The sequence below is a fragment of the Rhodococcus sp. H36-A4 genome (assembly GCF_027158005.1).
Classification (GTDB): Bacteria; Actinomycetota; Actinomycetes; order Mycobacteriales; family Mycobacteriaceae; genus Rhodococcoides.
Window position 1 is genome coordinate 51,877 of sequence record NZ_JAPVLQ010000011.1, and the last position, 14,557, is coordinate 66,433.

The following is a 14,557-nucleotide window of genomic DNA, read 5'->3' on the forward strand; positions in this document are numbered from 1 at the left end:
ATCAGTCGTCCGAGTCGAGCTCGGATACCGGATCGGGTTTCGATCCGCGGTTCTTGGTGGAGCGAAAAACTCTGGGCTCGGTGTCCATGCTGTCGCTGATCTCGTCGATCAGATCCACACCTGGCAGCAACGGTGCCAGAGGCGGCAGGTCCGTCAGCGATGCCAACCCGAGCCGTTCGAGGAACAACTCGGTGGTCGAATACATGGTGCCGTTCGTTTCCGGATCCACTCCAGCTTCCGAAATCAAGCCACGAGCGAGCAATGTGCGCATGACTCCGTCTACATTGACTCCTCGCACAGCACTGACTCGCGAGCGCGTCAAAGGTTGACGATATGCGATAACGGCCAGAGTCTCCAATGCCGCGCGTGTGAGTTTCGACCGAGCGCCGTCGAGAAGTAGCCGTTCGACATACGGCGCGTAGGCAGTGCGGGTGTAGAAACGCCATCCGTCGCCCGCATAGCGGAGATCGATTCCGCTGCCGCGTTCGGTCAGTTTCTCGGCCATCCGCGTCACCGTCTGCTTCACCCGACGTGCTTCGCACCCGACGGCCGACGCCAACTGCTCGTTCGACGCGGGCGAGTCGACTACCAACAGGACGGCTTCGAGTGCGGCCTCGAGCGTCGCGTCGTCCAGCTCTTCGTCGGACTCGATGCCCGTTGACTGTTCACTCTCGGCAAGCTCTTTCTCATCCATAGTCCACCGCTGACACGAGCACTCCGTCGACCTTCTCCGTACCGGTCCAGCTCACCGACAACTCCCCCAGCGGCTCGGGCTGCTCGAATACGATGACCTGTTCACGGAACAGCTCGAGCAACGCAAGGAAACGCGCAATGATTTCGACAGGGTATTCGCAGCCCTCGATGATCTCACCGAACGTCGCCCACTGCCCCGAGCCCTTCCCCTGAAGAAGATTCATCACCCACGCGGCCTGCTCCGGCACCGACACCGCGTGCTGATGAATGTGATCGAGGCCGACCTGCGGAATCGGCTTCGGCCGGAACGCCGTCGCCGCGATATCGGCGAAACGAACCGGGTCGACGCCGAGTAGCACTTCTGGAATCAGGTCCGCGAAACGGTCCTCCACGGACACCGACCGTGGATATCGACGCAGTGCGGCGGCTTCGAGCTCACCGAACAGCATTGCCACCTGCTTGTAGGCGCGATATTGCAGGAGCCGGGCGAACAGCAGGTCACGCACTTCGAGCAAGGCGAGGTCCTCGGCATCTTCGACATCGCCGGACGGCAACAGCCGCGCCGCCTTGAGATCGAGCAACGTGGCTGCGACGACGAGGAATTCCGTCGTCTGATCGAGGTCCATTTCTTTGCCGAGTGACTTGGTGAACGCGATGAAATCGTCCGTGACGGTGTGTAACGCGACTTCGGTGACATCGAGGCGATGCTGACTGATCAGGGTCAACAACAGATCGAACGGTCCTTCGAAGTTGAGCAACCGAACACGAAATCGCGACGGATCCTCCCCACCTGGAACCTCGATCGGAGCTTCGCCGAGGGTGGCGGCAGACACGATCAGGGACCGGACCGGTATATCACCTCTCGGGCTAGAGCCCGATAGGCTTGGGCCCCTGCCGATTTCGGCGCCCACGTGGTGATCGGCTCGCCTGCGACGGACGTCTCGGGGAAACGCACGGTCCTGGTGATCACGGTGTCGTACACGACGTCACCGAACACCTCGACCACCCTTGTCATCACCTCGCGCGAGTGCAGTGTGCGGGCGTCGAACATGGTGACCACGATGCCGGCGAGCTTGAGCCGTGGATTGAGCCGATCGCGAACCTTTTCGACGGTGTCGTTGAGCAGCGCCAATCCGCGCAGGCTGAAGTACTCGCATTCCATGGGAATCAGAACTTCGTCGGCACACGTCAGTGCGTTGACAGTGAGTAATCCGAGGGAGGGCTGGCAGTCGATCAACACGTAGTCGTATCGATCCAGAATCGGGTGGAGTACCCGACCGAGAGTCTGTTCGCGACCGACCTCGGTGACCAACTGAATCTCAGCCGCCGACAGATCGATGTTGCTCGGCAGCAAATCGAGATTCTCGACGCGCGTCCGCATCAGGACGTCGTCGGCGGATACCTTCGGTTCGACGAGGAGGTTGTAGACCGTGAGGTCGAGCTCGTGGTGTGCGACGCCTAGCCCTGCAGACAACGCACCCTGCGGATCCAGATCGACCAGAAGCACTCGACGACCGTAAGCAGCCAGCGAGGCACCCAGATTGATGGTCGACGTCGTCTTTCCGACGCCACCCTTCTGGTTGCACATCGCGATGATCTTCGCCGGACCGTGACTGCTCAGTGGCTGCGGTTCGGGAACCGGTCTGGTCTTGCGACCAGTGGGGCCGAGCGTGTCGACGGGAGGGATGACGTCCTTGCTCTCACGAGCGGACTCGGGCTGCCGGGTATGAAAGAGAGCTCCTTCGCTTGGTGAATGGAGCGGGGTCAGCCCGTCGGGCGTTGCCTCGTAGGACCTGTTCGAAGAGACTGTCGACGGCGAAGCGACCGGAGCCTGCTCGCCCCAGGTCGGTCCAAAACCTGACTCCGCCGCTGGCGGCTGCGGTGTCGACACGTTCCAGCGCTCCCCTGTCCGTTCGTTGATCATGCATTCGCCTCGTGCCTGAAGGCACACAAGATGAAATACGCTCCCAAGAACGTACCGCGTGGCGCTGCGGCAGTATCGCCGGACACGCACAAACATGTCTTCACCTCGCGCGGGGATGAGCTCCTGCCCATACCTCGCGCAGCGTATTCACCGTCACTAGCGTGTAGATCTGGGTTGTGGTGACCGAGGCATGACCGAGTAGCTCCTGCACTACACGGACATCTGCCCCACCGTCGAGCAGATGCGTCGCAAACGAGTGTCTCAGGGTGTGCGGAGAGACCGGCGTAGCGATGCCTGCACGCTCGGCTGCCGTATGTAGTACCTGCCAAGCACTCTGCCGCGACAACCGACCACCGCGAGCATTGAGGAACAACGCAGGAGTCGACTTCGTGGCCAGCGCGGGCCGCCCTCGAACGAGATACGCGTCCACAGCCTCGATAGCGGGGCGGCCGACCGGTACCAGCCGCTGCTTGTCACCTTTGCCGTGAAGCATAACCGATCGCGTATCGGTATCCACATCGTCGACGTCGAGACCCACTGCTTCGGAAATGCGGGCACCGGTCGAGTACAACAATTCGAGGATCGCCTTGTCACGCAAACCACGAGGAGCATCCGCACCCTCGGCGGTGGCCGATTCCAGAATCGCGATCACCTGGTCGAGGGGAAGCGACTTCGGCAGCCGACGACTCGGGGTCGGCGGCTTGACGGCACTGGCTACATCCGAGACCGTGAATCCCTCCGCGGCAGCGAATTTGTGAAACCCGCGGACCGCAATGAGCGTCCGTGCTGCGGAACTTGCAGCCAACGGTGGGAACTCGTCTCCACCTCGCCGCAGATACAAGACGAATTCGGTCACATCCGATTCGAATACCTTGGCCAAATCATCGATGTCGTGGGCAGTGAGAAACGCCTCGTATCGCCGAAGGTCTCGGCGATACGAGGACAGAGTGTTCTTCGCCGACCCACGCTCGACCTCGAGGTGATCGAGATAGGTCGACATCTGTTCACTCAACACGGCGACTACTCGTGCGAATTCTTCCGACGCTCGAAAGTAGTCGGCAGATCCGGCCACGGAGCATCGGCGGGACGCAGGCTTGTCGACGCTACCCGCGAGGCGGCCAGCGCCAGAATGCCCGCCACCGCACTCGCATTCACGAACTCACCGGACAGAGCCCGGCGAACCGCGTCGTCGACCGGCACGTAGGACAGCACGATGTCGGCCTCTTCGTCGTGTGCATCCGGCCGCTCGACTTCGGTCAGGTCCTCGGCGAGAAAGACTCGAACGCACTCGTCGGTGAAGCCTGGGGACGCCAAAACGTCGACGAGTACCGACCAGCGGGCCGCGGAAAGTCCTGTCTCCTCGGCGAGTTCGCGCTTCGCCGCGTCGACGGGTGGCTCACCGGTCTCGTCGAGAAGACCGGCGGGCAATTCCCACAGACGTCGCCCGATCGGATGCCGGTACTGCTCGATCATCGCGATCCGATCCTGACCGTCGAGTGCCACGACGGCTACCGCGCCGTGGTGCTCGACTACTTCACGCTCGGCCTCTCGGCCGTCCGGCATCGCGACCTGATCCAATCGCAAAGCGAGAATCGCGCCCTCGTAGACCGTTGTCGAAGCGAGAGTCCGAAACTCGAACCGGCTGTCCTGCTCGCTCATCCGTTGCTTTCGGCGTTCACTTCCGGCACCGACGCTTCGGACTCGGCGTCGTCACCGTGAATATCGACCGGAAGCCGCTCGGCTGCCTTGTACTTCAACGCTGCGTTGATCAATGCCGCGAAAAGCGGGTGCGGACGCGTCGGCCTGCTCTTGTATTCCGGATGAGCCTGCGTGCCGACGAAGAACGGATGCATCGACGTCGGAAGTTCCACGAACTCGACGAGGTGCCCGTCAGGAGAAGTTCCGCTGAAAACCAGACCGCTCTTGGAAATTTGGTCACGGTAGGTGTTGTTGACCTCGTAGCGGTGACGGTGTCGTTCGGATACCTCGGTCGACCCGTAGGCGCCTGCCACGACCGAACCCTTCGACAAGATCGCCGGATACGCGCCCAGTCGCATAGTTCCACCGAGGTCTGCCTCCCCGGCAACGGCGTCTTCCTGATCGGCCATCGTCGAGATGACAGCGAACTCGATGTCCGGTTCGAACTCCGCCGAGTTGGCGTCGGCCAGTCCGACCGAGCGTGCTGCTTCGATGACCATGCACTGCAAACCTAGACACAGTCCGAGCAGAGGCACCTTGCGGGTACGCGCAAAGCTGACAGCGCCCAGCTTGCCTTCGATGCCGCGAATACCGAATCCACCCGGAATCAGCACTGCGTCGACATCACCGAGTGCAGCTTGCGCGCCTGCAGAAGTCTCGCACTCGTCGGACGGAACCCACTTGATCTCGACCTTCGCACGATGCGCGAAACCGCCCGCACGCAACGCCTCGGTCACCGAGAGGTACGCGTCGGGAAGATCCACGTATTTGCCGACAAGGGCAACGCGCACCGTCTCGCGAGGCTCGTGGACACGTTCGAGAAGACCGCCCCACACCGTCCAGTCGACGTCGCGGAACGGCAACCCGAGCTTGCGCACGACATACGCGTCGAGGCCCTCCTTGTGCAGCACCTTCGGTATGTCGTAGATCGACGGTGCGTCTGGAGTGGAAATGCAGGCCTCGACATCGACGTCACACATCAGTGCGATCTTGTTCTTCAGGCCAGGAGGAACGTCGCGATCACACCGCAGAATCAGTGCATCGGGCTGGATGCCAATGCTGCGCAGTGCTGCAACCGAGTGCTGAGTCGGCTTGGTCTTGAGCTCACCGGAAGGCGCCAAGAACGGCACCAGGGAGACGTGCAAGAAGAAGACGTTTTCGCGACCGACGTCATGACGTACCTGACGCGCCGCTTCGAGGAACGGCTGCGACTCGATGTCTCCGACAGTGCCACCGATCTCGGTGATCACCACGTCCGGCTGATGGCCCTGGAGATCAGGACCGTTCATGGCAAGGATTCGACGCTTGATTTCGTCGGTGATATGCGGAATGACCTGGACGGTGTCGCCCAGGTACTCGCCGCGACGCTCCTTGGCAATGACCGTCGAGTAGACCTGACCGGTAGTGACGTTTGCGAACCCGGACAGGTCGCGGTCGAGGAATCGCTCGTAGTGTCCGACGTCCAGATCGGTTTCGGCTCCGTCATCGGTGACGAAGACCTCGCCGTGCTGAAACGGATTCATGGTGCCCGGATCCACGTTGAGATATGGATCGAGCTTCTGCATCGTGACGCGGAGGCCACGAGCTGTCAGTAGCTGGCCCAGGCTCGAAGCCGTGAGGCCCTTGCCGAGAGACGATGCGACGCCTCCGCTGACGAAGATGTGCTTGGTGTCAGAACGCGACTGAAGGCGTGACAATGATGCTCCCGTGACGTATCTGCAGGGCGTGCTCCCACCAGTGAGCTGGTGGGAGAGGTAATGCGTAGAACATGGGCCTGCTACCCACGGGACTTCACGGTAACACCAATGTTGCCCAGAGAGCGAACTACGCGCATATTCTCAGCACCGGATCTTATCGGGCCGGTGCACCGACGGTGACCGCCGTCGCATTCGGACCGGTCCCGTAGCGGCCCGCGGCTGCATCCAACTGCTCCTGCAATGCCAGCGCCGTCGTAATCCGGCCGGCTTCCCGGTCAACGTTGTCCACCGTGCTCACAGCCGCGGACAAAGCTGAGTCCGCGCGCACCACAGCTACCGGCCCGTTGCCCTCTGCTGCTCCGGAACGTCCAGCCAGCACTGCGCCGGCGCCCCTCGCGTCGAGCCCGCCGGCGAAGCGCGCCACGATCGCACCACGGTTTCCGTCCCCGGTACCGGCATCACCGGCACCGGTCACGACGACCGCTAGCTGGGCGGGGGCCACGGCACCGTTGTCGTACGCAATGAAACCTCCACTGCGCAGCGTTTCGAGTGCGAGTGCAAGTTCCTCCGGGGTGGACTGAGGCTGGGCGTTCTCGGCATCGAGCAACAGAACCGAGCCCATCAAGTCGCCCGCCATGCTTCCCTGATCTACAGATCCCGTGCGCAATTGAGTCCCGGCAGGCACGACATTGGTCAGTCGAGTACGGAGATCGTCACCGCTGGCAGCGGTGACGAACGAATCCGTCAACGACACCCGGCCCGTCACAGCCGCTCCCGACGCCTCTATCGAACGAGAAACACCGTCGACATCACCCGGATCCGCGTCCGGAGTGGTGATCACCACCACGCTGCGGCCCGCCAACGCGTCGCGTACGACGCGTCCCGATACCGCCGCATCGAATCCATCAGCGGAGTTGAGCTGCTCGCCGAGCTGATTGTTGGTGCTTTGCAGCGAATTCACTTCGTTCTCGAGGTCGGTCTTGTCGTCCCGGAGTCCCGACACGAGACCACTGGACAACAACCCGGACCCGAGCACCACTCCGATAGCCAACGCGATGAATATCGCTGCGATCGAAATGGCATGTTGGCGCATGGAAATCACTCCAGCAACCCCTGAACCCACGTTGCGAAGCGGTTCCACAAGTCGACTGTCCAGTCCAGGACTTCACTGCCCATGTTCGACACGACCAAAGCGACGATGACAGCAACCAGTGCGGCGAGAATCAGCAATGCAACAGCGCCACCCGATACGCGACTGCGGTACAGCGTCGCAACAGCCTTCGAGTCGACCAGTTTGGCACCGACCTTCAACCGCGTCATGAACGCCGCCGGGTTGGTGTTTCGTCGACCACGATCGAAGAACTCGTCCAGGCTGGCCGGGCTTCCGACGGTCACGATCAGCGACGCGCCATGATGGTCGGCCAGCAACAACGCCAAATCGGCAGGTGCACCAGTGGCGGGGAACGTCATAGCTCCGATACCGAGATCCTGGATCCGTTCGAGTCCGTTCGCATGCCCGTCCGAGTCCGCCGGAAGCACCACTTCAGCACCGCATTTGAGCGTCTGGGCAGTGATGTCGTCAGGATCGCCGACGATGAGGTCCGGCTTGTGCCCAGCCTTCATTGCCGTATCGGCGCCTGCGCCGACACCGATGATGATCGGCGAATACTCTTTGATGAACGGCTTGAGCGCCTTGAGGTCTTCGGCATGACCTGGTCCGTCGGCTACCACCACGACGTGACGGTCCTGCAAGTCGAGCTCGATGTCCGGGACACCGACCCCGTCTATGAGCAACGGACTTTCGGTGCGAATGAACTCGATGGTATTACCGGAGAATGCTTCGAGATGGTCGACCAATCCGGTCTTTGCCTCGATCATCCGATCGGAGATCTCGGCTTCACTCTGCTCGTCGCCTTTCGCGAGACGACGATCGCCGGTGTACACGCCCCCTTCGTTGAGGCGAATCTTGCTGCCGTCCTTGATCTTTTTGAACACCTCGGTGCCGGTGGAGTCGATCAACGTTATTCCGTTGGCGACGATCACCTCCGGGCCCAGATTCGGATAGCGACCCGAAATCGATGGCGACGCATTGACTACCGCCAAGACACCCGCAGCGACCAGAGCGTCGGCAGTAAGTCGATCAAGGTCGAGTTCGTCGAGGACGACGATGTCCCCGGGACCTACGCGTTTGAGCAGTTTCGACGTGTTGCGATCGACCCGGGCGATACCACTGATTCCGGGCAGCGAGTCCTGAGTTCGTGATAACAGAGCCGGCATCTTCATGGCTCCCATGATGAGGGCTTCGACTCGAGCCATGAAGGAGGCGCGCCGAAACAGATACCACACTGTCCACATGATTCACACACGCACCAGCTGATCCTACGGCCGGAAGCTAGGATTCAGTCGGTTCTGGGCCATGATTCCAACCCGACGCCCTTGGAATAGGGATATTGGGGAAAACGTGCCTCTTACGGGTCTTGTCGCATCCTGCTAGTCCGCACGCTCGGCGCGGGCAGTTGCCAACAGTTCTTCGGCATGCGCTCGACCGGTCTCGGTGTCGTCCAACCCAGCCAGCATTCGGGCCAGTTCGACAACACGCTCCGACGCGGACAGTGATTTCACTCCACTGTTGGCCGCGCCTTTACGCGAATCGGCCTTGTCCACCACGAGATGTGTGTCGGCAAACGCTGCAACCTGCGGCAAATGTGTCACCACGATCACCTGATGTGTGCGGGCCAACCTGGCGAGACGTCGGCCTACCTCGACGGCTGCGCGGCCGCCGACTCCGGCATCGACCTCGTCGAAGACCATCGTTGCGCCCTTGTCCGATCCTGCGAGGACGACTTCCAATGCCAACATGACGCGTGAAAGCTCACCTCCCGATGCGCTCTTGCTGATCGGTAGAGCTTGCGCGCCGTCGTGTGCGGACAATTTGAACTCGACTTCGTCGACACCATTCTGACCTGCATGCAGCTCCGTACCCGCGATGTTCAGCGGTGCGTTGTCTTGCTGACCTGCAACTGCAGCACGCAGATCGAGCTGCAGTTTCGCCTTACCCATCGCGAGACCGGCAAGCTCGACACTGACTGCCTTCGCGAGTTTTGCAGCGGCCTTGCTCCGCGCGGAGGTGAGTTTGGTTGCAGCTGCGGCCACCTCGGCAGCTGTCTCGTCCACTCGTCCCGACAGATCTGCCAACGTAGTGGCAGAGACGTCTATGTGCAGCAGTCGCTCACGCGCGTCGCTCGCCCAGGCGATGACGCCATCGACGTCGGCTGCGTATTTCCGCGTCAACCCTTTGAGCTCGGATTGGCGATTGAGCAATGTTTCCAGGGCACTCGGATCAGACGGCAAATCCGACAGATATGCAGTGAGATCCGCACCGATGTCGGTAACCACAGCCATGGCTTCGTTCAGCCGAGGAAGCAGATCGGTCAACGCAGCATCGTCAGAACCCTCGAGCTGCGTGCGTGCCTCACCGAGCAGATGGAGAGCCGACATCGCCCCGCCCGTGTCCTCGACGGCACCGACCAGTGCAGCGCCGGCGCCCTCGGCAGATTCGCGCAGCGAGTCGAGGTCGCCGAGTCGGCGAACATCGGCCGCGATGGTCAGGTCTTCCTGGGGCTCAGGCGCCACGCCGTCGATCTCCTGGATGCCGAACTGCAATCGATCGGCCTCCTGAGCGAGCTCCCTGCTTCGCTCGGTTCGGTCGATCAATTCGGTCCGAGCAGCCAACCATGCGGTGCGGGCAGACCGGTACTTCTTCAGCGGACCGGAAACGGACTCGCCCGCAAAACGGTCGAGAGCCTCGAGTTGGCGATCGGCACGCAGCAGTCTTAGCTGATCGTTCTGGCCGTGCACAGTCAGCAACGAATCGGTGAACCCGGACAACACGGCAGCGGGAACGCTCCGCCCACCCAGGTGCGCACGCGATCTTCCATCCGCGTTCACAGTGCGCAACGCGATGATCGATTGGTCCTCGTCGCGCTGAGCACCAGCCGACTCCAGGACCCTCTCGACCTCGTCGAGAACCTGCGCCGAAGCGGTCTCAGTACTGAACCGACCTTCTACAACGGCCCGATCGGCTCCCAGACGCACCCGCCCGGCGTCAGCACGCGCTCCGGACAAGAGATGCAAACTGGTGACAACCATCGTCTTACCGGCACCGGTTTCACCAGTGAGCACGGTCAGACCCTCATGGAACTGAGCACTTGCGGCCGAAATGACACCAAGGCTGTCGATTCGAATTTCTTCGAGCATGCTCTACCTCGCCCTCCCCCGCCATCCCTTGATGGGCAATGCAAACTTCGTGACCATTCGATCGGCGAAAGGTGCCGAATCGAGTCGGACCCATTTGATCGGCTCGGCGCCCCGGATCACCTCGACGCGTCCACCTGCAGGCAGCGTCAGAGTTCGTCTGCCGTCACAGAAAACCAGAGCTTCGTGACCGCCGGCGTCCGTCTCGACAGCAATGAAAGAATTGGGACTGGTCACCAACGGCCGCGCAAACAAGGCATGTGCGTTGCTGGGGACCACGAGAATCGCTTCCAGTTCCGGCCAGACAACTGGCCCGCCGGCCGAGAATGCGTACGCAGTGGAACCTGTTGGAGTGGAGATCAGGACGCCGTCACAGCCGAATGCCGACACCGGACGGTCGTCGACCTCGAGTACCACCTCGAGGACACCGAGCCGCGAGCCGTTCTCGATGCTCGCTTCGTTCAGTGCCCATCCTCGTTCGACGACCTGATCGCCGACGCGAATGTTGATATCGAGAGTCATCCGATTCTCGATTCGATAGTCCCCGCTCACGACGCGAGCCAGCGCATCCTCGAGATGGTCCACCTCTGCCTCGGCGAGAAACCCGATACGCCCGAGGTTGATTCCGAGAACGGCGATGGACGCCGCACGAGCGAGCTCGGCTGCACGGAGAAACGTCCCGTCGCCTCCGAGCACCAGCACCAATTCACAACCCAGTGCCGCATCGGGGCCGAATTCGACTACTTGTAGCTCGAACTCCTCCACCAGTGCGACCTCGGCTTCACGTACCCCGGAAGCCTCGGTGTGCGTCGAATGCACCTCGTCGACGAGTACCCGCAATCGAATACCAGCTTCGCCGAACACCTTCGCGACTCGAAGCGCCGTCTCGGCGATATCGGGCCTTCCCGGGTGGGCAACCAGCAATACCTCGCGAACCGGTGCAGGCTGCACTGTCGAATCTGGCGTCGTCACCGTGGTCCCTCTGTTGTCGTGGGCCCGTGCCAACGTCCGCTGGCGTCGCTTCGCACTCTCACTGTGGCCCTTCTTCGACTGCGCGCTGCACCAGCGCTGCAGTGTCATCGCGCACTGACTCGCTCGGGTACACGACAGACCGCGATCGTAACCACAAAAAATACTCGACGTTGCCAGACGGCCCCGGAAGCGGACTTGCCGTAACTCCTTGCAGGCGAAGACCCAGCACAGCCGCCGCTTCCGCGACATCGACCACGGTCTCGGCGCGCAGTGCAGAATCGCGAACTACCCCTCCCGATCCGACACGGTCCTTACCGACTTCGAATTGAGGTTTCACCATCAACGCGAGATCGGTTTCCGGGCCGGCGCAGGCCACGAATGCCGGTAGAACCAGCTTGAGCGAAATGAACGACAGGTCGGCCACGATGACCTCGACCACACCACCGATCGTCTCTGCATCGATGGAACGTACGTTGGTTCGATCGACTACACGGACACGTTCGTCGGACTGCAACCGCCACACGAGCTGGCCGTATCCGACGTCCACCGCTACGACCTCGCGCGCGCCCCGACTCAACAGGACATCGGTGAACCCGCCCGTGGATGCGCCGGCGTCGAGACAGCGTTTTCCTGCCACGGAAAATCCTGACTGTTCGAACACATCGAGCGCACCCAGCAACTTGTGGGCACCGCGCGAGGCCCAATTCGTTTCGTTGTCCTCGACGGTGACGAGCAATGGTGTGCCCGGCTCGATTGCCGTTGCCGGTTTGGTAGCAACGGTGCCGGCGATCTTGACCCGACCGGCATCGATGAGATCGACTGCATGTTCACGTGAGCGAGCCAATCCTCGACGTACGAGTTCGGCATCGACGCGTGCGCGCCGCGCCACGTCAGCTCTTGTCCACTGCAGACAGTGCCTGAACCAGAACTTCGTGTGCGTGGTCCAGAATCCGCGCATGCGTCTTCAAGTCGGCGGATATCGCGTCCGGCGACGGCAGTCGAGCCAGCAACTCGTCGACCTCTGCTTCGACGACGATGGGATCGACAGCGGGCATATCGGCTCGACTGTCGTGCTGACGGTGTTGCCCGGGGAGTGGAATCGACGCGCTCATCGCCGTCAACGCTATCGGATCGCCCCGACACCCGCCCGCACGCCCCGACTACTCGCCCGCACGCCCGCCCGCATCGAGAACGAAGGATCAGGCAGCCAGTCGCTCTCGAAGGCCGTCCACCCCATCACCGATGATCGAGATCGTTTCCCAGTTCGTCGTTCCTTCACTCGGCGATCCCCACACAGCGTGCGCGGCGGCCAGAAGACCGTCCAGCGCATCAACTTCCGACGTGCCATCGTGGGTCACCGTCAGAACCCCGTGTTCGACGTGTACCGACCAGCCTGGTTTAGGACCGACCGCCGACTCACCCGGCGGCTGGTTGAGAGCTTCCAAGTCGAATCCGATGTGTGTCGGACGCTCCGACGGAACGGCACGAAGAGCGTCCAGGGCAGTGCTGACCCCGGTCAGCACGAGCAACGACGGTATGTCCGCTGCATTGGCACCGGCGATGTCGGTATCGAGGCGATCCCCCACCACCAGGGGACGCTCCGCGGAACTCAAACGAATCGCATCGTGCATTATCGGGGCAGCAGGCTTTCCGGCGACCAGAGGCTCGATACCCGTCGCCCAACGAACTGCGGCAACCATCGATCCGTTCCCCGGAGCCAAGCCCCGTTCGGTCGGCAGGGTCGCGTCGACGTTGGTAGCCACCCACAGCGCACCCGCACGTATAGCGAACGTCGCCTCGGCCAGGCTGGACCAATCGGTCGCCACGCTGTGACCCTGGACTACAGCACGTACCGAAGCATCAGCGGTTCGGACCGGTACCAGACCGACCTGTGTGATCTCTGCTTCGAGGGCAGCCGTCCCGACCACAACCACCGAGGAGCCGGGCTCAACTCGATCGGCCAGCATTCTGGCCGCCACTTGAGCGCTGGTCACCACGAAATCCGCAGAGGTCTCGAAGCCCAATTCACGGAGATGAACAGCGACGTCGGACGGTGAGCGGCTTGCATTGTTGGTGACGAAGAACTGCTTTTCCATACCTCGACCAAGGGCCTCGACAGCTCCCACGATGGGGTGCTTACCTTGGTAGACGGTGCCATCGAGATCGAGCAAAAGAACGTCGTGCTCTTGTCGGAGGGTCGTCACTGCCCATCGCCGGACAACTCGGCCACCCGCTCTTCTGCATCGGTATCGCCCTCTACGTCGGCGGCCGCCGCATTCAGGAACCACGTGACACCTTCGCCGACACGACCTGCAGCGACCAAGGCGTCGGCGTAAACGTAAAACAGACGAGCTGCTGCCGTTCCCGACCGGGAAGCATCGAGGTCCGGAGTCTGTAGCGTGACGACAGCTTGGTCGAACTGACTCAAATCCATCCGTGCACCGGCCACGACGATCCGAAGCTCCGACGCCTCGTCACCTGTCAACTGACGTGCTTCATCACTACGACCGAGTTCGATGGCGCGTTCGGGCCGCCCCAGGCCACGTTCACAATCGGCCATGACAGCCACATGCCCTGGTCCGCCGGCCATGCGTCGAGCGGCACGCAGCTCCGAAAGGGCCTCGGCCCATTCGCCGGCGTGATAAGCCGTCAGACCGGCTGTTTCACGCACAACTGCTACACGGCCTGCACGCTGCCGAGCCGCGCGAGCGTGCAGAAGTGCAAGTTGCGGATCGTCCTCTACGAGGCGACTCGCCATCACCAGGTGCCGTGCGACAGCGGTTGCGTTGCTCTTGTCCAAGCTGAGGAGATCTCGACGAACTGTCGGCTCCAACTGTCCGGCCTCGACCTCGTCAGGTAGGTCCGGCTCTTCTGGTCGGGGCGGACGACGGTCGGTAGAGCCACCACCGGAACGGCGATCGGCGGTGAATCCGCCCTCACCTCCTCGACGACGCGGGGGGCCATCGTTACGACGGTTGTCGTTGCGGCCGCTCGCCGGTCGTCCGCTGTTATCGGACCGTCCGGCGCCTTGGGATCCGCCATTGCGGGGCTGTCCTTGCGAGCGGCGGTCGTTGCTGTCTTCCGGCACAGCGGTTCCTCTCGGTCGTACACGTTTCATAATGAAATCAGATGTAGTTGTAAAAAACAGAAAAAGGGGACCCACCGTGGGTGGGTCCCCTTGATCATAAGCTGTGTTCGGCGGTGTCCTACTCTCCCACACCCTGTCGAGTGCAGTACCATCGGCGCTGGAGGGCTTAGCTTCCGGGTTCGGAATGGGACCGGGCGTTTCCCCTCCGCTATGGCCGCCGTAACTCCATGA

General features: G+C 62.0%; 14 protein-coding genes and 1 rRNA gene. All 15 read right to left on the reverse strand.

The features are described from left to right. Nucleotide 1: 1 nt before the first annotated feature. Nucleotides 2-694 carry an SMC-Scp complex subunit ScpB gene (scpB, locus tag O1W68_RS20650; RefSeq protein WP_269306764.1) on the reverse strand — a complete coding sequence of 231 codons (693 nt, stop codon included), beginning with the start codon at nt 692-694 and terminating at the stop codon, nt 2-4. Further along, complete coding sequence (locus tag O1W68_RS20655) at nt 687-1,532, reverse strand: segregation and condensation protein A (protein ID WP_442972426.1); 846 nt, start codon at nt 1,530-1,532, stop codon at nt 687-689. The genes scpB and O1W68_RS20655 overlap by 8 nt, the downstream gene beginning before the upstream one ends. After that, nucleotides 1,529-2,617 (reverse strand): ParA family protein, encoded by a 1,089-nt coding sequence (locus O1W68_RS20660; RefSeq protein ID WP_269306766.1) that lies wholly within the window; start codon nt 2,615-2,617, stop codon nt 1,529-1,531. Before O1W68_RS20660 ends, O1W68_RS20655 begins: the two co-directional genes overlap by 4 nt. A gap of 100 nt (nt 2,618-2,717) precedes the next feature. After that, entirely contained in the window at nt 2,718-3,617 is a 900-nt protein-coding gene (gene xerD, locus O1W68_RS20665) for a site-specific tyrosine recombinase XerD (protein ID WP_269306767.1), read from the reverse strand. Nucleotides 3,618-3,637: 20 nt separating this feature from the next. After that, entirely contained in the window at nt 3,638-4,276 is a 639-nt protein-coding gene (locus tag O1W68_RS20670; RefSeq protein WP_269306768.1) for an NUDIX domain-containing protein, read from the reverse strand. Further along, nucleotides 4,273-6,012, reverse strand: a complete 1,740-nt coding sequence (locus tag O1W68_RS20675; protein WP_269306770.1) for a CTP synthase — start codon at nt 6,010-6,012, stop codon at nt 4,273-4,275. Before O1W68_RS20675 ends, O1W68_RS20670 begins: the two co-directional genes overlap by 4 nt. Nucleotides 6,013-6,166: 154 nt before the next feature. Continuing rightward, entirely contained in the window at nt 6,167-7,114 is a 948-nt protein-coding gene (locus O1W68_RS20680; RefSeq protein WP_269306772.1) for a copper transporter, read from the reverse strand. Continuing rightward, entirely contained in the window at nt 7,111-8,295 is a 1,185-nt protein-coding gene (gene steA, locus O1W68_RS20685; protein ID WP_269306792.1) for a putative cytokinetic ring protein SteA, read from the reverse strand. Before steA ends, O1W68_RS20680 begins: the two co-directional genes overlap by 4 nt. Before the next feature lie 207 nt (nt 8,296-8,502). Then, on the reverse strand, nt 8,503-10,269 hold the full coding sequence (gene recN, locus O1W68_RS20690) for a DNA repair protein RecN (RefSeq protein WP_269306773.1): 1,767 nt from the start codon (nt 10,267-10,269) through the stop codon (nt 8,503-8,505). Between the two features lie 3 nt (nt 10,270-10,272). Then, nucleotides 10,273-11,346 (reverse strand): NAD kinase, encoded by a 1,074-nt coding sequence (locus O1W68_RS20695; protein ID WP_269306775.1) that lies wholly within the window; start codon nt 11,344-11,346, stop codon nt 10,273-10,275. Further along, nucleotides 11,297-12,127, reverse strand: coding sequence for a TlyA family RNA methyltransferase (locus O1W68_RS20700; protein WP_269306777.1), 831 nt, complete (start codon nt 12,125-12,127; stop codon nt 11,297-11,299). The genes O1W68_RS20695 and O1W68_RS20700 overlap by 50 nt, the downstream gene beginning before the upstream one ends. A 1-nt stretch (nt 12,128) precedes the next feature. Further along, nucleotides 12,129-12,350, reverse strand: coding sequence for a hypothetical protein (locus O1W68_RS20705; RefSeq protein WP_269306779.1), 222 nt, complete (start codon nt 12,348-12,350; stop codon nt 12,129-12,131). 87 nt (nt 12,351-12,437) lie between these two features. Then, nucleotides 12,438-13,442: an HAD-IIA family hydrolase gene (locus O1W68_RS20710; protein WP_269306780.1), complete on the reverse strand. Its 1,005-nt coding sequence runs from the start codon at nt 13,440-13,442 to the stop codon at nt 12,438-12,440. Then, the gene (locus O1W68_RS20715; protein WP_269306782.1) at nt 13,439-14,326 is read right to left on the reverse strand and encodes a hypothetical protein; all 888 of its coding nucleotides are present in this window, start codon (nt 14,324-14,326) and stop codon (nt 13,439-13,441) included. Before O1W68_RS20715 ends, O1W68_RS20710 begins: the two co-directional genes overlap by 4 nt. A gap of 105 nt (nt 14,327-14,431) precedes the next feature. After that, a 5S ribosomal RNA gene (gene rrf, locus O1W68_RS20720) occupies nt 14,432-14,548 on the reverse strand. Between the last annotated feature and the right edge of the window lie 9 nt (nt 14,549-14,557).